Annotated in this window: 10 protein-coding genes and 1 CRISPR repeat array; all 10 genes read right to left on the bottom strand. The window is 54.6% G+C overall.

Going from position 1 to position 17,644, the window contains the following annotated elements; genetic code table 11:
* Positions 1–313 precede the first annotated feature (313 nt).
* The 10 genes from U8T64_RS05465 to cas7c all read right to left on the bottom strand — a co-directional run bounded on the left by U8T64_RS05465 (position 314) and on the right by cas7c (position 17,635).
* Positions 314–1,369, bottom strand: coding sequence for a glycoside hydrolase family 172 protein (locus U8T64_RS05465; RefSeq protein WP_322181707.1), 1,056 nt, complete (start codon positions 1,367–1,369; stop codon positions 314–316).
* 4 nt (positions 1,370–1,373) lie between these two features.
* Positions 1,374–2,252 carry a carbohydrate ABC transporter permease gene (locus U8T64_RS05460; protein WP_322181705.1) on the bottom strand — a complete coding sequence of 293 codons (879 nt, stop codon included), beginning with the start codon at positions 2,250–2,252 and terminating at the stop codon, positions 1,374–1,376.
* 17 nt (positions 2,253–2,269) lie between these two features.
* Positions 2,270–3,196 carry an ABC transporter permease gene (locus tag U8T64_RS05455; protein WP_322181703.1) on the bottom strand — a complete coding sequence of 309 codons (927 nt, stop codon included), beginning with the start codon at positions 3,194–3,196 and terminating at the stop codon, positions 2,270–2,272.
* Between the two features lie 248 nt (positions 3,197–3,444).
* Entirely contained in the window at positions 3,445–4,983 is a 1,539-nt protein-coding gene (locus tag U8T64_RS05450; protein ID WP_322181701.1) for an ABC transporter substrate-binding protein, read from the bottom strand.
* A 246-nt stretch (positions 4,984–5,229) separates the two neighbouring features.
* A complete protein-coding gene (locus U8T64_RS05445) occupies positions 5,230–6,804 on the bottom strand; it encodes a response regulator transcription factor (RefSeq protein ID WP_322181699.1) in 1,575 nt (524 codons plus the stop codon).
* Positions 6,792–8,480 (bottom strand): sensor histidine kinase, encoded by a 1,689-nt coding sequence (locus tag U8T64_RS05440; protein ID WP_322181697.1) that lies wholly within the window; start codon positions 8,478–8,480, stop codon positions 6,792–6,794. Before U8T64_RS05440 ends, U8T64_RS05445 begins: the two co-directional genes overlap by 13 nt.
* Positions 8,481–8,690: 210 nt before the next feature.
* A CRISPR array of direct repeats spans positions 8,691–14,187; the repeat unit is 33 nt; unit sequence ATTTCAATCCACGCCTCCCGTGAGGGAGGCGAC.
* A gap of 615 nt (positions 14,188–14,802) precedes the next feature.
* Positions 14,803–15,093: a CRISPR-associated endonuclease Cas2 gene (gene cas2 / locus U8T64_RS05435; protein ID WP_322181695.1), complete on the bottom strand. Its 291-nt coding sequence runs from the start codon at positions 15,091–15,093 to the stop codon at positions 14,803–14,805.
* Positions 15,094–15,100: 7 nt separating this feature from the next.
* Positions 15,101–16,132 carry a type I-C CRISPR-associated endonuclease Cas1c gene (gene cas1c, locus U8T64_RS05430; protein WP_322181693.1) on the bottom strand — a complete coding sequence of 344 codons (1,032 nt, stop codon included), beginning with the start codon at positions 16,130–16,132 and terminating at the stop codon, positions 15,101–15,103.
* Positions 16,129–16,791: a CRISPR-associated protein Cas4 gene (gene cas4, locus U8T64_RS05425; RefSeq protein ID WP_322181691.1), complete on the bottom strand. Its 663-nt coding sequence runs from the start codon at positions 16,789–16,791 to the stop codon at positions 16,129–16,131. The genes cas1c and cas4 overlap by 4 nt, the downstream gene beginning before the upstream one ends.
* Positions 16,781–17,635, bottom strand: a complete 855-nt coding sequence (cas7c, locus tag U8T64_RS05420; RefSeq protein WP_322181690.1) for a type I-C CRISPR-associated protein Cas7/Csd2 — start codon at positions 17,633–17,635, stop codon at positions 16,781–16,783. The genes cas4 and cas7c overlap by 11 nt, the downstream gene beginning before the upstream one ends.
* Between the last annotated feature and the right edge of the window lie 9 nt (positions 17,636–17,644).

The raw sequence follows: 17,644 nt of genomic DNA, 5'->3' as shown, positions 1-17,644 counted from the left end.
AGTCCTTGTTTGACCAACCGCAAATAACGTTTTCTTTATCCAATGGGGGCGTTTTCTGTGTTGGAAGCCTTTGCCAGGCGGCAGCCTGTTTTGCAGCTTTCGCCTGGAAGCTGTCTTCCCTTATACAAAAACCGTCATTTTCTCCGGTTTCAAACAGGCCCTGGTAAAAAGCCCGGCCGAAAACAGAATCACAAAGAGGGGCTGCTGCAAAATAGCGCATTTTGCAGCAGCCCCTTTTCCTCTGAAAATCTCTTTGCCAAAGAGGCGCAGAATAAGAGCTTGTACCGATAGGATACGTGTACGGATTTTTGAGCTATTGTGCCAGATAATAATAGGCTACGGAAGAAAAGATGTCCCGGCGGTAAAAAGTGATAAAGCCTTCGTCGGGAATTCTGTCCCAGTTCCATTCCTTCTGATAAAGGTGGGTCATAAACCCTCCCAGATCATAGGCCAGTGGAATCAGCTCCGCTCCCTGCTCCGCCAGGGCTTTGACCGCCGCTTTCGGAGCGCCGCCAATGGCTTGCAGCTCCACCCGGCAGCCCTTTTCAAAAAAGATGGGGTCCGGGGTGTGGAAGCGGTAGAAGGACGCGCTTTCCCCGCTGATGCCGGCACAGCCCTGACAAGAGGTAAAGAACCTGCCCTGGCCCCAGGCGGTACCGATATAATCCTCCGTTCCGGTTCCTACCAGGGAGGGCGTGGCTTCCCCGTTGAGATAGATCTTTACCTCGCCCTCTCCCCACCAGGAATCCCCATAGTCCCGGCTGGGAGCAATGGTCACGTTCATTCCCAAAAAGCGGCCCTTTCCCAAAACCTCCGGCAGAATGGAAACATCTCTTCCCAAAGGATTTTTTACGGGGGGCGTATAGCTTGTGTGGAAATAAAGTGCGCTGTCCGAAACAGCCTCTTTTGTCAGAGCCACATCGAAAAACAGATGGCCGTTATCCTGTGCGGAGCGGTTCTCCAGCACCAGCTTTCCATGCTTGCGGAAGGGCATGGGAAGAGTACACAGGAAGGAGCGGCCCTCCGGAGAAGCGAAATACCGGTTTTCAAAGGCGGTCATGGAACCTCCCAGGCAAAAGAACTCACCGATGGGAACGCAGACAGAAGGCTCGGCTTCGTGGTCCCAATAAGCGCAGAGAAAAATTTCGGAAAGCATTTGAGGGCTTCGGTCCTCCAAAGTAAACCAGATCCGGCGGATCACGCCGGGGCCGTCCACATCACAGAGAATTTTTTCCTCTCCCGCGGGGAAGTATTCAAAGGGATGCCCCTTTGCGCCGTGATTTTCCCGCCCCCCTGCGCCGGGCAGGCCCGTGGGGTTCTCAAAGCTCACCCACACAGGGGTGCTGTTTTGATACTCAAAAAGCTCCATATTGTCATCCTTTCACGGCACCGATGGCGATGCCTTTTACAAAATAGCGCTGGAAGAAGGGATACGTGGCCAAAACCGGCAAAGCCCCCAGAACAGCCACAGCCATTCGGATCCCCACCTCCGGCATGGGGCCCATGGAAACTCCTGAGGTGGCGGCTTTTTTGAGCATTTCCGTTTTGGCCAGCATACGGTTCAGAATGACCTGAATACTGAACAGGCGGTCGTCCGTAATATAATAAAGCCCGTTCAACCAGTCGTTCCAATAGGCAAGCCCCGCCAAAAGGGCCAGGGTAGCTACAATGGGCAGCGACATGGGGATCACGATCTGCAGAAGCAGGCGAAACTCTCCCGCCCCGTCGATCCGGGCTGCCTCGATCACGGCGTCGGGGATATTGGCGCTGATATAGGTGCGCATCATGATCACATTGAAGACATTCAGCAGAAGTCCCGGCACCAAAAGGGCAAAAATCGTGTTTTTGATATGAAAGCTCTGGGTCCACATGATATAAGTCGGCACAAGGCCGCCGTTAAAGAGCATGGTAAAGAAAAGAAAAAAGGCAAACAGATTTCGCTTGGGCAGATCCTTTCGGGAAAGGGGATAGGCCAGCATGACGGTTAAAAACAAATTCAGCAGCGTGCCTGAGGCCGTGACCACGGCGGAAATCAGATAGCCGCGGGTAATGGCGGTGGAATCGACCAGAAGATAGCGGTAAGCGTCTAAGCTGAGCTCCTCGGGAAAAAAGGAATAGCCCGTGCGGATCAGGCTGGTTTCACTGGTGACGGAGGAAACGATCAAAAGCAGAAAGGGGAGAAGGCAAAAAAGCGTCAACAGGATCATAACGGTATGGGCAAAAATCTGAAAGCCCCTGTTTTTTTCTACCATGAATACACACTCCCTTCCTAAAACAGCGCGCTTTCGGGATCTATCCTTCGCACGACCAGGTTTGCCGTAACGACCAACACAAAGCCCACAAAGGATTGGTACAGTCCCGCCGCCGCCGTCATCCCCAAATTGGTGGACGTCATCAGGCCGCGATACACATAGGTGTCGATGGTATTGGTCACATCCATAAGAGTCCCCTGGTTCATGGGAACCTGGTAGAACAGACCGAAATCGGAATAAAATATTTTGCTGATGCTCATCAGGGTCAAAATGACAAGGGTGGTTTTCAGCCCGGGCAGCGTGATGTGCTTGATCTGCTGCCAGCGGCTGGCGCCGTCTATGACAGCAGCTTCATACAGCTCCCGGTCGATCCCCAGCAGGGTGGCGTAAAACAAAATGCAGTTGTACCCCAGTCCCTTCCAAAGATTGACGATCACCAGGATCACCGGCCAGTATTGAGGCGAGGAATACCAGGAAATGGGGCTTTTCCCCAACGGCTTTAGAATTCCGTTATTGAGAAACCCGTTTTCCGTGTTTAAGAAAGCGTAAACCAAATAGCTGACAATGACGATAGAAATGAGAAACGGGATCAGGATAACAGTCTGGTAAAGCTTTTTTGCCAGCTTTGCCCGGATCTCATTCAGTAAGATCGCCACTCCGACGGCCAAAACCGTTCCCAGTAAAATGAAGACCAGATTATAGCAAATGGTATTGCGGGTGATTACCCAGGCGTCCTTTGTGGTAAAAAGGAATTTGAAGTTTTTGAAGCCGACATTGGGGCTGTGATAAATTCCCGTCTTAAAATGATACTGCTTAAAGGCCAGCACGATCCCGGTCATGGGGATATAGTTGTTGATGATCAAATAGGCGCAGCCGGGCAGCATCATGAGATAAAGGGGAAGATACCGAAAAAGCTTCGAGGAATGCTTCGTTTTTCTTCTCATGGCTTTCTCCCTTCATTGAATTTAAGGCAACACCGCACAAAGATTGTGCGCAAGTTGTGCAGTCAGATTTTTCGTCAGAGTGCACAGATTGAGTGCAGCCAATCTTTGCGATTGGCAAACGAAAGCTGTGTGCTATGACGGAAAATATGCAAGCAAATTGTGTACAAAGGCCTCTGGCCGGTCTTTGTGCGGGGTTGCCTTAATAAGAAAGGCGGAAGTGCCCCGCACCTCCGCCTTGATTTGTCAAGCTATTCCTGGGAAGCAAGCCAGGTATCCAGCTGTTTTTGCTTTTCGGCGATGATGGTATCGAGTCCGGCGTCCTTCAGCTCGCGATTCATCTGAGCCAGGGTCTCGTCCGGATCCAAAATTCCGCTTTCCAGGCCGGTTTGGTACTTGGTGACAACATTCTGACAGGCGGTGATCTCGTTTAACACTGAAGAATTGTCCCAAACAAAACCCTTGGCGGGAGACGCGGCGGCGGTAGCGTTAAATTCGCTGAGCTGATCCCAGATATCCAGATCGTCTCCGTTCCAAATGGCGCCCACCTGCTGATTGGGCCAGGCCCAGCCAAGCACGGAATAGCCGGTGTTTTCCGTGGTGACGCCATCGGCGTAATCCACCACATTGTTTTCCTTGTCGATCCATTGATAGTGCTTCCCCTCCAGGCCATAGATAAAGGCGTTGGAAATGTCGGCGTTGGTATACATCAAATTCAGTACCTGCATGGCCTTTTCCGGGTTTTCACAGCTGGCCGCAATGGAATAGGGACACGCTACCATGGTCGTTGTGGAGAAGGGCTCTACGATCTGGCTTTGCACCAAATCGGCGCTGGCCTCGCGGCTGGCCTGCAGTACCGCGCCGGGCTTTGAGGTAACAAAACCGGCGAAGCCTGTACCGGCGCCCAAATGCTGTTCGATGGACGAGGTGTTGCTGGAAGCGTCCGGCATGATCAGCCCCTCCTGAGCCCAGCGGTGCATCCGGTCGGCAAATTCCTTATACTCTGCGGTTTCATAGAGATTTACCACCGTGGTATCGCCTTTGGTGGCGTCAACGATAACGCCCAGGCCGTCTCCCAGGTCGTCCACCGGGATCATGTGGATGATGGAGCCGCCGCCGTTGCTGACCAGCGGGTAAACATCGGGCAGCTCGGCTTTGACCTTGCGAAGGACCTCCTCCACATCGTCCATGGTGTGAATGGTTGTGGGGTCGATCCCCAGCTGATCCACATATTTCTTGCTCATCTGAAGCGCTTTGCTTTGGGCTTTATCCTTGTTCATGGGAACGCCGTAGATCTCGCCGTTAAAGGTAACGCATTTCCAGTCGGCCTCGCTGATCATCCCCAGGGTTTCCTGGCCGTATTCCTCCAGGAGCCCCGTCATGGGAAGGAGCTGTCCGTTGGCCACCAGGCTGGAAAGCGGAGAGATCCAGGAAAAAACTCCAAGGATATCCATTTTTTCTCCGGAGGTAAGGGCCAAATTGATCTGTTCGGAGGTGATGCCCGGAATGATTTGAACCTCCGCGCCTACCAGGTCGCGGGTCAGGCTGCTGATGTAAGCGGAAACCTCCTCGCAGTCCTCCGTTTTGGCGCTGTGGATATTCATTACGTTTACAACATAGGGCTCTTCCTCCGGCTCCTTCGACTGGGACACGCTGCTCGGCGTGCTATCCCCGGAGCCTTGTGTATCGGGCGCGGAAGAGCTTGGACGGGTTCCGCCGTCACAGCCTGAAAAAACCGCAAGCAGCAGTAAGACAGCCAGGAGACCGGCGAATGTTCGTTTCATCTTCATATGGTTCTCTCTCCTTTTTTGCAGCAGGCAGCCCTGCGTTTCTGGGTTTTATTGTAAAGGAGTCGGAGCCGGTGAGGCCACCAAAAAAGCGACCTCCGTTATTGACTTTTGGGATATTCACCGGCCAATGGCCGCCAATGCTGTTGAAAATCCTACCTGATTTGTTGCTTTTCTGATCTCAAAGCACCACTGGAGGGCCGGGCGGCAAAAAAGCAGAAAAGTTTTTCCGCATTTCTTTTCACGCATTCAGGCCCTTCGCTCTTCCTCCGGCGTGAGCCCCATCGCCTTTTTATAGCTTTGAGAGAAATGAGAAAAATTGCTGTAGCCCACCCGCAGGGAAATGGTACTGATCGGCAGGGCGGTGCTGCGCAGCAAGCTTTTCGCCAGCTTCATTTTTTCCAAAATGATAAATTTTTTCAGGGAGAGACCCGTTTCCTTTTTGAAGACCCGCGACAGATAATCGGGGTTTAAAAACACGTGGCGGGCAATTTCCGCGCAGTTTATTTCCTTGTCGATATGATCGTAAATATATTGGATCGCGCGGTCGATCTGCTTTTGGTTCTCCTCCGTGGGATCTTCCAGAAAATAGGGGATCACATGATCTACCAGGTTTTTCACACCGTCCACCGATTCATAGGCCGTCAGATATTGGTCCAAAAGCTCAGAGGAGGAAAGAATTTCCTGAAAGTGGATCTGTCTTTGATCCGCGGCCACTGAAAACATGCGGATCAGGCCCTGATAAAAGTATTTGAGATCCCTGGCGGTCAGCCGGTTTTCCCCGGCGTTTTTTTCCAGCCAGAGGTGAATTTCCTCCCGAACCGGGAGAACGTTGCCGCCGGTCAGAAAATGCTCCCACCGCTTCAGCTGGCTCTCAAAAGACACGGGAGATTCCGCGCCGGACGCTTCTCCCACAAAGAAAAGACCGCCGGACAACAAAATGTTGTCTTTTTTCCGTGCCTGCAGCTTTTCCGCCCCGCCCGCCAGGGAGCTGCCCGGCTCAAGCTCCGTCCAATAGCAGGCGGCCGATAAGCCCAGCTCCCGCTGAGAAACCGTGAGAAACGCCGCAAGCTGATTTTGGACGGTTTCCTGCCGGTAGGGGCTCCCCTCCGGAGGGGAGGCAAGAAGATAAAAATCATCCTGAGCGCGAACCAGCAAAAGGGAATACCGGTAAGTATGGAAAAGCTCCGTAAGAATATTATCCAAAGCGTAGCGCAAAACCTCTTCCTCCCAGGGCGCTGTGCCCTTCTCCCAAGAGAGCGGCTGTAAAAGCCCGCAGGCGGATTTTTGCCCGCCGGAGAAAGGGATCCCGCACTGCCCCGCCCGGGCGCGCAAATCGGAAAGCTTGTTTTCCCGGTTCAAAAGGCAGTCCTGGAATATTCCGTCCAGCAGCGCAGAGCGGTTTTTGGAAACGCCGTGACCATAGGAGGAGTAAAGCGCCAGCTCACGCTTGGCCTTTAGATGGCTTATAGCCCTGGCAAGAGCATTTTGAATTTCTTCATATCTGGCAGGCTGCAGGATATAATCGAAGCTTTCCAGGCGAAGGGCTTCCCGCGCATAGGAAAAATCGGCATGAGCGGTGAGAAAAATACATTCTGTGGCAAATTTCTGCTCCTTTACCCAGTGGTACAGGCTGATGCCGCTTTCCACCGGCATTTCGATATCGCAGAGCATAACGTCTACCGGGTGCTCGGAAAAAATCTGCCTGGCCTCAAAGGCGCTGTGGGCGCAAAGGGTTTCCGTTACCCCCAGCTTGTCCCAATCAATACCGGCCGCAATTCCGTTTACCACATGGAGCTGGTCGTCCACAATCAGCACTCGCATAAAAGCTCCCTCCCGTTTTCTCCGTTTGGATCATAGGGGAAATAAATTTCAATTTCGGCTCCGCAGCGATTGGAAAAGAAAAAGACGCATTTTTCCCCGTAAAGCAGCCGAAACCTTCGATAAACGTTCTGGATCCCCAGATGCGTTCCCATTTCGCCTAGGTCGGTTTGTAAAACCCGCAGGATCTCTTCGGGGAAGCCCTCGCCGTTATCGCGAATCGTTATGCTCACATAGCTTTCCTCACTATCCTGCAGCAGGACAATTTTTGTGTGAAGCTCCAGTGCCTTTCCCGGAGGGCTTCCATATTTCACGGAGTTTTCGATAAAGGTCAGCAGAGAAAGAGGCGGAATGAAAACCTTGTTTAAGCGGTCGTCGATCTCTACGGTAAAGACAGGCGGGACAGGCATGACCATTCGCTGCAGAGAAATATAGTTTTCCACATTTTTGATCTCTGTTTCCATCTGCACCAGAGTACGCATTTCCCGAAACAAATACCGCAGATGCTCCGAAAGCTTTAAGATAAACTCCTGGGTTTGCTCGTATTGCCGCCCCTGAACGAGCGCATAAAGATTTTTCAGGCAGTTCAAAAAGAAGTGGGGACGGATCTGAAGCTGCAAATACTGCAATTCCACCTGCTGCCGTTCCAGCCGCTGCTCGTAAGAGGCAATTTTCAGGGAGTGAATTTCCTCGATCATTGCGTTAAAGGTATTCTGCAGGCGCACAAACTCATCCACAGGCCCCGCAGTCTCCAATTTTGCGTCCCAACGGCCATTGCGGATCTGTTCCATGGTGGTGACCAGAGAATCGAAGGGCTTTAAGAAAAAGCGCTTCAGAAAATAGAAGCTGAAGCAAATCAACAGCAAAATCATGGCGGAGCCCACAAAAAAAGTGATTTGAACCGCGTTCATATTCATCAGGATCCCAAAATAGGGAGAGGCGTGGGCAATCGTCAGATCATAGGCGGGAAAATAGGTCTGCACCAGAAAATATTTTTTCGGCCCCTGTCCCACAATGGAAAAGGCCTCCTGGGAAAGGCCGGGCTCCATTTGAGCGGCTTCCAGCACAGACTGTTCTGTAACGGGCTTTCCCTGCTGGTCCAGAAAAAAGAGAAGCTCTTCTCCGGCGCCTTTCTTCAGCTCTTGGGGCGTGTCTACATAATCCAGATCCACTACACAGATATTGTAAAGGCTGCGGCTGCCCAGAAAGCGAAACAGAAAGGGACGGCCCTCTATCTGATGAAAAAACCAGCCGCGCTTTATCACATCAGGGTCCTCCCGCAGCACCTGCCGCACAAATGCTTCCGTTTCCGTTTTTTCCAGATAGCTGTACTCATACCGGTAAGCTCCGCGGAAAACAGTGTTGTTGCCGGCATAGAGAAAAAAAGCGGCCATTACGTTTTTGGCATTCATCATTGTTCGGTATTTTTGCAGGATTCCCATAGTCAGCACATGAGACTGCAAAATGGAATTTTGGTAACGCATTTGAATAGAATCCGCGTCGTTGGCAAGAAAACTGGCGGTGTAATTTTCGATATCCTTCAATTCGCGCTCGAAGGCGTTGGAATAAAGTAAAATCGTATTTTGCCGGCTTTCCGCCAGACCCTGGTTCAGCGCGTTGATATTGTAAAGATTGTACCCGATCAAAAGCCCCAAAAGCGGGATAAGGAAAAACATCATGATTAAAATGATTTGCTTTTTAGAAGACAGCCTCTTCATAGCTTCACTTCCCAATGCAGATTCTTTTTATACAGAATACCCCGGAAAGCCTGCATTGTCAAATCGTTCTGTGATAAGCAGGACTTCAGCGCTTCTGAAGCGCAAAAACAGCCGCCTCCATCCATTTGGAAAGCGGCTGCTGCCCTCAAGGCCATGAAACGCTCTGTCAAAATTTCAATCCACGCCTCCCGTGAGGGAGGCGACGAAGGAGTTGGATCGTTACCACATTTCATTCCTATTTCAATCCACGCCTCCCGTGAGGGAGGCGACGTAAGGAGCATAGTACTTGCGATAGTCAACATCAGATTTCAATCCACGCCTCCCGTGAGGGAGGCGACGCAGCAGAACATGATGGAGAAGATATCATACCAATTTCAATCCACGCCTCCCGTGAGGGAGGCGACTTTCCGGCGCTGTGGTGTGCATTTCTGCGTTAGGGCATTTCAATCCACGCCTCCCGTGAGGGAGGCGACAAGGTCATTGACCGCACTGATACCAGCCTCACTGTAATTTCAATCCACGCCTCCCGTGAGGGAGGCGACGCAGATTCATTTTGAGTCTGCCGTTATCTTTTTGATTTCAATCCACGCCTCCCGTGAGGGAGGCGACTTCTCGCGCTTCAACGCCAGCTTGCAGGCCTGGTGATTTCAATCCACGCCTCCCGTGAGGGAGGCGACAATGACCGCAAATATTTATACTCACCTGGGAAAAATTTCAATCCACGCCTCCCGTGAGGGAGGCGACCTCCGCTATTGTAGATGGAGAAAAGATCAAAGAATTTCAATCCACGCCTCCCGTGAGGGAGGCGACCGGATATGACCGGATCGTAAATATACTTAAAACAATTTCAATCCACGCCTCCCGTGAGGGAGGCGACGACAAATTTTTTAATGCCCCAGAATCGGATGAGGTATTTCAATCCACGCCTCCCGTGAGGGAGGCGACTCAAAGAAAACGTCTACTACATGCTGAAAGATGATTTCAATCCACGCCTCCCGTGAGGGAGGCGACGAGGCGGCAAAAGCCGGGAGGCCAAAATGGAATGCGATTTCAATCCACGCCTCCCGTGAGGGAGGCGACCTTTCGATGAAATCGACATTCCGCTCGACACGGGTGATTTCAATCCACGCCTCCCGTGAGGGAGGCGACACTGGAAGTACCACAACACCAAACTCCTCCTGCGATTTCAATCCACGCCTCCCGTGAGGGAGGCGACCTTCACCAGCCCCTCACCATCACCCGGCAGAACGGATTTCAATCCACGCCTCCCGTGAGGGAGGCGACGCTCGCTGCCCGTCGCCATTCCGCCAACGACATAATTTCAATCCACGCCTCCCGTGAGGGAGGCGACGGCTACAACGCAGTGTCGTAAGCGAGGAGCAGGAATTTCAATCCACGCCTCCCGTGAGGGAGGCGACCCTACGCCATTGCTGCCGTTGATGGTGCAGAACCATTTCAATCCACGCCTCCCGTGAGGGAGGCGACGATTTCTCCGCACTGCTCGCACCTGATAATCAGATTTCAATCCACGCCTCCCGTGAGGGAGGCGACTTCTCCAAGGTGTCGAATACATCGTCGTCGCTCTTATTTCAATCCACGCCTCCCGTGAGGGAGGCGACACAGCTATACCACGGCGGAGGCAATCGCCCAGAGAATTTCAATCCACGCCTCCCGTGAGGGAGGCGACGACGCTGGCCGGGGGCCGGGCCGTCGTATTCGAGGCATTTCAATCCACGCCTCCCGTGAGGGAGGCGACGAAGATGGCCCGCCACTCCTGCGCGATATGGGGCAATTTCAATCCACGCCTCCCGTGAGGGAGGCGACGGACAGGCGGGACGGCGAATACCTCAAGGAGGGCATTTCAATCCACGCCTCCCGTGAGGGAGGCGACGCAATGACGCTAAAAGCGTCATACTCGCAGGACAATTTCAATCCACGCCTCCCGTGAGGGAGGCGACCCCGCACCCGTCTTTGTCGCTTTCATCGTACACTTATTTCAATCCACGCCTCCCGTGAGGGAGGCGACGCACGGCTTTGAGAAAGCCCGCAGAGCGATTTGGATTTCAATCCACGCCTCCCGTGAGGGAGGCGACCGCACAAAAATCAGCTTGAGGCGTACCGGGCGGAATTTCAATCCACGCCTCCCGTGAGGGAGGCGACCTCCGTGAAAATCCGCAAGACCACCGAGGGCGAATTTCAATCCACGCCTCCCGTGAGGGAGGCGACACGTCACCGTCACCATCAACGTGGCCGCAGGCACATTTCAATCCACGCCTCCCGTGAGGGAGGCGACGTTTTGTGACTATGTGGACGACTTTTTGAAGATATTTCAATCCACGCCTCCCGTGAGGGAGGCGACCAGGGCGCGTTCTGTCTGGAGCTCGATCAGGTGATTTCAATCCACGCCTCCCGTGAGGGAGGCGACACGCGCCGGACAAATTCAGGCAAAAGCAGAACAATTTCAATCCACGCCTCCCGTGAGGGAGGCGACCTTCCGGGTGCCGTGGGAAGTCTGGCGCGACATATTTCAATCCACGCCTCCCGTGAGGGAGGCGACTTCGGTTTGTATTCCATGTTTTTGCCTCCTTATTTATTTCAATCCACGCCTCCCGTGAGGGAGGCGACCTCATGTTCTGGCAGCTCCGCGCTGATTGTGTCGTCATTTCAATCCACGCCTCCCGTGAGGGAGGCGACCCAGTGCACACGCGCGCGGGAGTGGTCGCCGTCGATTTCAATCCACGCCTCCCGTGAGGGAGGCGACTGCCTACGCCATTGCTGCCGTTGATGGTGCAGAACCATTTCAATCCACGCCTCCCGTGAGGGAGGCGACTATAGGCCGGATTACATTGAGAGACAAAGACACAGATTTCAATCCACGCCTCCCGTGAGGGAGGCGACCGTGCATATTACGCCAAACAGCGCAGAGGAGGAATATTTCAATCCACGCCTCCCGTGAGGGAGGCGACGCTGCTGTCTCCGGCTCCTGCCCGGCGGAATACTGATTTCAATCCACGCCTCCCGTGAGGGAGGCGACGGCGAGCGACGGGCGGACGGACTTCGACCAACAGATTTCAATCCACGCCTCCCGTGAGGGAGGCGACAAACAAGACCGGGGCCAGAATTAGTAGCAAAAGCATTTCAATCCACGCCTCCCGTGAGGGAGGCGACACGTGCGGGGCCACCACCTTTTCGTCTACATCAAGATTTCAATCCACGCCTCCCGTGAGGGAGGCGACATGGGAGAAAGAGCTGGACGCACAGAACAAGGCATTTCAATCCACGCCTCCCGTGAGGGAGGCGACGCCTTTTGTTTCAGGATCTCAATGGCCCGGACCAATTTCAATCCACGCCTCCCGTGAGGGAGGCGACCGGGCGGCCCCTTCACCTTCCCCGGCCACATAAGCATTTCAATCCACGCCTCCCGTGAGGGAGGCGACCAGATCGTCGAGCTGACCGTCTTGCAGGACTTCCTCATTTCAATCCACGCCTCCCGTGAGGGAGGCGACGATGATCAGGGCGCGGCCGGTGTACTTTGGATTATTTCAATCCACGCCTCCCGTGAGGGAGGCGACCGGAACACTCCGTCAGCCAGCAGAGGGCAGTCCAGATTTCAATCCACGCCTCCCGTGAGGGAGGCGACCGGTCCATTCCGTAATACTCGCGGCTGCCAAAGTTATTTCAATCCACGCCTCCCGTGAGGGAGGCGACCCCTGGGCGCGTGACCCTGGACAGTTATGTGATATTTCAATCCACGCCTCCCGTGAGGGAGGCGACGGTGTGGACGACGTTCTGATACTTGGAGTAGTAATTTCAATCCACGCCTCCCGTGAGGGAGGCGACTCACGCACACTATAAAAACGGAGGAATAAATCATATTTCAATCCACGCCTCCCGTGAGGGAGGCGACTGGAAGGCAATCAACGCGGCCGACGGCTCTCTGGTAATTTCAATCCACGCCTCCCGTGAGGGAGGCGACGCGTCGATCGTGCAGGCCACGGAGTCCAGACTGGGATTTCAATCCACGCCTCCCGTGAGGGAGGCGACTGGTGCCGGGCCTCGGATATGTCCCGGCCTTTCTGTCATTTCAATCCACGCCTCCCGTGAGGGAGGCGACTCACGGGGCCAGAAACGTGTAGAGCTGCAAAACAATTTCAATCCACGCCTCCCGTGAGGGAGGCGACTTGTTCGGGCACACCGACTGGAGCGCCAGACTGATTTCAATCCACGCCTCCCGTGAGGGAGGCGACAGTTGGCGTTGTAAACCTCGTACATAACGTCCTCATTTCAATCCACGCCTCCCGTGAGGGAGGCGACGTCATAGGACGGGTTCACGGCCACGATCGCAGCATTTCAATCCACGCCTCCCGTGAGGGAGGCGACTCTTTTTTTCTTTCATGCCTTTGGGCTCCTTTCAATTTCAATCCACGCCTCCCGTGAGGGAGGCGACTCTTTTTTTCTTTCATGCCTTTGGGCTCCTTTCAATTTCAATCCACGCCTCCCGTGAGGGAGGCGACGCGTCCATGCCCTTGATCAGCTGCTTCATGTCCTATTTCAATCCACGCCTCCCGTGAGGGAGGCGACCAATGCCGGGATCCGGGCCCTGCTGCCAGAAATATTTCAATCCACGCCTCCCGTGAGGGAGGCGACGGCTACTATCAGAAGAACGTCGAGGGAGCCCTGAAATTTCAATCCACGCCTCCCGTGAGGGAGGCGACTCCGTTTCGTACCATTCCACGACGTAGCCCTCGCCATTTCAATCCACGCCTCCCGTGAGGGAGGCGACCTGGCCGATCGGCAAAAGCTGGAGGCTCTCTATCTATTTCAATCCACGCCTCCCGTGAGGGAGGCGACGTCGTCGCCGAAGATCAGGCGGGTGCCGCTCTGCTCATTTCAATCCACGCCTCCCGTGAGGGAGGCGACGGGGTATACGGTGCGTGATGTGTCATGGATTATGCTATTTCAATCCACGCCTCCCGTGAGGGAGGCGACGACACGGCTTTTCTTTTCGACAAAGCCCCGGAAAAATTTCAATCCACGCCTCCCGTGAGGGAGGCGACGGGATGGCCGCAGCCAGCTCGACGATGATGTCAGATTTCAATCCACGCCTCCCGTGAGGGAGGCGACCCATGCTGAAGGGTTCCGGGCAGTTGGAAGGGTTTATTTCAATCCACGCCTCCCGTGAGGGAGGCGACGATGGTGTGGTAATGACCCACCGGAAAGCCCTTATTTCAATCCACGCCTCCCGTGAGGGAGGCGACGAAGCTGGCCGTGGCCTGTACGGTATTCCCCAACCTATTTCAATCCACGCCTCCCGTGAGGGAGGCGACGCAAGACCGGCAAGGGCAACAAGGCCACCGGCTGGAAAGATTTCAATCCACGCCTCCCGTGAGGGAGGCGACCAAGAAGGCCCCCATCAATGTTGCAATCCTTCAATTTCAATCCACGCCTCCCGTGAGGGAGGCGACGATAGCACGGCAAGCGTAATACTGGATCACATTCACATTTCAATCCACGCCTCCCGTGAGGGAGGCGACTCTTCAGTGGAAAAAGTCAAGAGTAAATGCAGAAATTTCAATCCACGCCTCCCGTGAGGGAGGCGACCCCAGCAACAAACGCTTTTCGATTTAACTTGAACATTTCAATCCACGCCTCCCGTGAGGGAGGCGACATAAACCGTCGTGCGCTTCCGCTTTCCCCTGCCGAGGGAGGCGACGCCTCCCGTGAGGGAGGCGACAAGCCCATTTCCTGCGAAAGCTCTATGAAAAATAGAGGGAGGCGACGCCTCCCGTGAGGGAGGCGACGTGCAGCGCCGAAAATTGCGACGTTTGCCCGAACGGGAGGCGACGCCTCCCGTGAGGGAGGCGACCGGAAACATGGGGCTGGGCGCTTTCAAGCCCTTATACGGGAGGCGACAGAAAAAGGGCGGCATATCCTGCCGCCCTCCGTCACGGGAGGCGACGCCTCCCGTGAGGGAGGCGACTCCCAATGGTGATCTTGTCCACGGAACCGGGATACGGGAGGCGACGCCTCCCGTGAGGGAGGCGACGGTGGCTTGGGCGTTGAAATAGCTGGTTTCTGTATACGGGAGGCGACGCCTCCCGTGAGGGAGGCGACAGCAAAGGTGCACAGAGATTCCTTTGCGAGAAGTACAAATAAAACAAAATCTTAAAAATTTCTATCGGAATAGTGAAAAAAACAGAAATTAAAATGAAGCGGTATGATGAAAACTGGCTTATTTTAGGTGCGAAACGCCCGGGGGATCTCCGGCAGCTTCCGCTTCGCACTAAAGGATCAGGGGCTCTTCCGGCAGGTAGGTTTCCTTGCAGCCGAAGTGCTCGATCTTGTTTTCATAGCGGCTACCCAAATAGTAGAAGCGCAGGCTGTCAAGCTCCGGGTCCATGATGGCGCACAGCTTTGCCTGAAGCTTTTTGCACTGTGCCGGGTCCAGAAGACACTCGAATACCGAGCACTGCACCCGCTGGCCGTAATTGACACATTGCCTGGCGATCTGCCGCAGTCGCTTTTTTCCAGCAGGGGTTTCCGTATTGACGTCGTAGGTGATCAAAACCAGCATAAGCGCCTCATTTCCATAAAAACGGAGGATATTCGTCCAAATCGCCTCGAAGGTATCGTGCCAGAAGCAGTGCCTGAAGATAAGGGATCAGCCCCCAGGGAACCTTTTCTTCCAGGTAGGGGTGGGTAAGGGTTTCCCGTTTCTTCTCCTGCCAGCTTTTCAAAAATGCGCGGCGGGCATTGTCCGTTAGAAAAACAGCGCCGCCTTCACTGGCTTGAAAATCACTGGGCTGAATGCTTCTGTTATTTACCAGAGTGAGGACGAACCGGTCCGCCATGCAGGGGCGCAGCTCCTCCATGAGATCCAGCGCCAGGGAAGTACGGCCTGGGCGGTCCCGGTGAAGAAAACCGGCGTAGGAATCCAGCCCCACGCTTTCCAAAGCGGAGGCGCAGTCGTGAGCCAGCAGGCTGTAGGCAAAGGACAAAAGCGCGTTGAAGGGATCCAGCGGCGGACGGCGGGAACGGCCATGAAAGAAAAAGGCTTCCTTCTGGTTTAAGATCATATGGTCCAGCACGCCAAAATAAACGGTGGCGCCGGCGCCCTCCAGCCCGCGCAGGCTGTCCGGGGAAGTTTCCCGCAGCACAGAGGGGAGAAGCTCCTTCAGAGCTTGCGAAGCGGCGCTCAGCTTTTCCTCGTCTACCCGCAGCTTGTGATCCCGCCGGGTACGTTCCATGCTCCAGCGGGAATTGTAGAGCTTTCCGAAGATCATGCTTCGGGCGATCCGGCAGCTTTGCAGGGGATCGTCCGCCATGCGGTACTGCGTTCGGCGCAGCAGGATATTTCCGCTGGTTTCTCCGGATACCCGGGCCAGAAATTTTCCCCGGGGCGTACAGAAGGAAAGGGCGATGCCCCGCTGAGCACAGGCGCCCATCAGCGCGGGGGAAGCGCCGGCGTAACTGAAGCAGAGGATTCCGGAAAGTGTGTGAAGCGGATATCGCGCCACCACGGCTTTTTCCCGGTTTGCCACCACGTTTTCCCCGTCCAGCGAAAGATAGATGTCCTCTGAGGTAACAAATAGAGTGTTGAGAAGCTGTTTCATAGGGCTTCCTCCATGGCTTTGTGAAGATAGTCCTTCACCGGTGACTTTTTGGTAAGCCTCGGCAGGCACAGCTCCTTCAGAGAACAGGCGTTGCAGTGTTTGCCGGGCTTTCCCTTCGGCGTATATCCCCGCTGAAAATACTGATGCATTTCTTCCGCGAAGTCCCGTACCTGCTTTCGCAGCTCCGGCGTGAACTCCACCGGAAACCGCCGCCGGGTCTCGCCATAGAAGAGTGCGCCCTCCGAAACAGAGCAGCAAAGCATTTCCTCCAGGCACATGGCCTGGGCGCAGAGCTGCAGCGTGTCCTCTTCTCCGGCTTTCGGAGCGCCCCGCTTATATTCTACCGGAAAGGGGAGCCAAAGACCTTCCTCCCCCTGTAGAGAAACGCCCCGCGGGTTTCTGTGAAATTCCGTAACATCGCATTTCCCCGAAAGCCCCAGGCTGGCGGAAAAGACAGAAAGCCCCCGAAGGATCAGCGTATCTCCCCGCCTTTCCCGCTGCTGCTCATCGTGCGCTCTTTCATGGAACAGGTCGCCCTCCACGGTGCGAAGGTTTTCCTGCCACTGGTTTTCAATATGGATCAGCGCCCACTGCCGGCGGCAGAAAGCAAAATGCTGCAAGCCGGAAAGCTGGAGGAAATCGTCTTCTTTATAGGCCATTTAAGATCTCCGGCTCCAGCCCGGCAAGGGGCTCCAGTGTGATCGTGTAATCCTCGGGGGAGGCGGGAATCGTGTCAGGATCCTTCAGCTCCGCGTGAACGCTGCGGTGGACTTGAGCGGAAGAATACTGGCCGTCTTTGCAGTTGTGCTTCCACCAGTAAAGGCGGGTGATCTCCATGGAGCCGTCCGGGCGTGCGGCAGAGGCGTCGTTGACAAACAGGGTGCGCAGGCATTCCTTGACTGTTTCGGCGTCTTCCTCGGTAAAGCCGGTTTTTTCCGCCAGCTGCACATTGATAGAGCCCTTGAGCTGATAAAAACCAAACCGGACAAAATGCTTCATGCCCATGGTATCGGAGGTACGAGCTTTTTCTCCCTTGGAATCTTCCCCGTTTACGCTTTTTGTGATCTGCATATCCTCGACCTGCACCGGGGAGATACTGACGCCCTGATGAATGGAGACCGGCCCACGCACTCCTACGGAAACGCCCTTTATATCCTTGAAGGCAAATACCTGCCCGAAGGAACGCACGTCCAGCCAGGCCTCACAGGCCTTTGCGGCAAGCTCTTCCGGGCTGCTCCCCTTTGTGCTTCCCAGCACGGTGGAGGCGCGTTGGCTTAAGCTGCCGCAGCCATCGTCGCAGCGGTCGCTGGACTGAACAAAAATCGGGTTTCCCAGATCCTGCATTCGGTTCCGAAGCTTCCGCTTGATACAGACGTCGCTGATCTCTCCCAAGCCGGCATAATCTGTTCGGGGGCTGTTGCCGTTTAAGGGGTCGCCGTTGGGATTGGCCATGGTCACGCTGGCAAAGGCCACGAAATCGATCTTGTTCTGTAAAACGCTCATTGTGAAATT

The sequence above is a fragment of the Neglectibacter caecimuris genome, assembly GCF_034335015.1.
GTDB classification, from domain to species: Bacteria; Bacillota; Clostridia; order Oscillospirales; family Acutalibacteraceae; genus Acutalibacter; species Acutalibacter caecimuris_A.
This window is presented reverse-complemented; position numbering and strand designations above follow the sequence as displayed.

What these genes read in the sequence shown, in the direction of transcription:
- U8T64_RS05465 (WP_322181707.1), bottom strand. Translation starts at nt 1,369, where the DNA reads ATGGAGCTTTTTGAGTATCAAAACAGCACCCCTGTGTGGGTGAGCTTT.
- U8T64_RS05460 (WP_322181705.1), bottom strand. Translation starts at nt 2,252, where the DNA reads ATGGTAGAAAAAAACAGGGGCTTTCAGATTTTTGCCCATACCGTTATG.
- U8T64_RS05455 (WP_322181703.1), bottom strand. Translation starts at nt 3,196, where the DNA reads ATGAGAAGAAAAACGAAGCATTCCTCGAAGCTTTTTCGGTATCTTCCC.
- U8T64_RS05450 (WP_322181701.1), bottom strand. Translation starts at nt 4,983, where the DNA reads ATGAAGATGAAACGAACATTCGCCGGTCTCCTGGCTGTCTTACTGCTG.
- U8T64_RS05445 (WP_322181699.1), bottom strand. Translation starts at nt 6,804, where the DNA reads ATGCGAGTGCTGATTGTGGACGACCAGCTCCATGTGGTAAACGGAATT.
- U8T64_RS05440 (WP_322181697.1), bottom strand. Translation starts at nt 8,480, where the DNA reads ATGATGTTTTTCCTTATCCCGCTTTTGGGGCTTTTGATCGGGTACAAT.
- cas2 (WP_322181695.1), bottom strand. Translation starts at nt 15,093, where the DNA reads ATGCTGGTTTTGATCACCTACGACGTCAATACGGAAACCCCTGCTGGA.
- cas1c (WP_322181693.1), bottom strand. Translation starts at nt 16,132, where the DNA reads ATGAAACAGCTTCTCAACACTCTATTTGTTACCTCAGAGGACATCTAT.
- cas4 (WP_322181691.1), bottom strand. Translation starts at nt 16,791, where the DNA reads ATGGCCTATAAAGAAGACGATTTCCTCCAGCTTTCCGGCTTGCAGCAT.
- cas7c (WP_322181690.1), bottom strand. Translation starts at nt 17,635, where the DNA reads ATGAGCGTTTTACAGAACAAGATCGATTTCGTGGCCTTTGCCAGCGTG.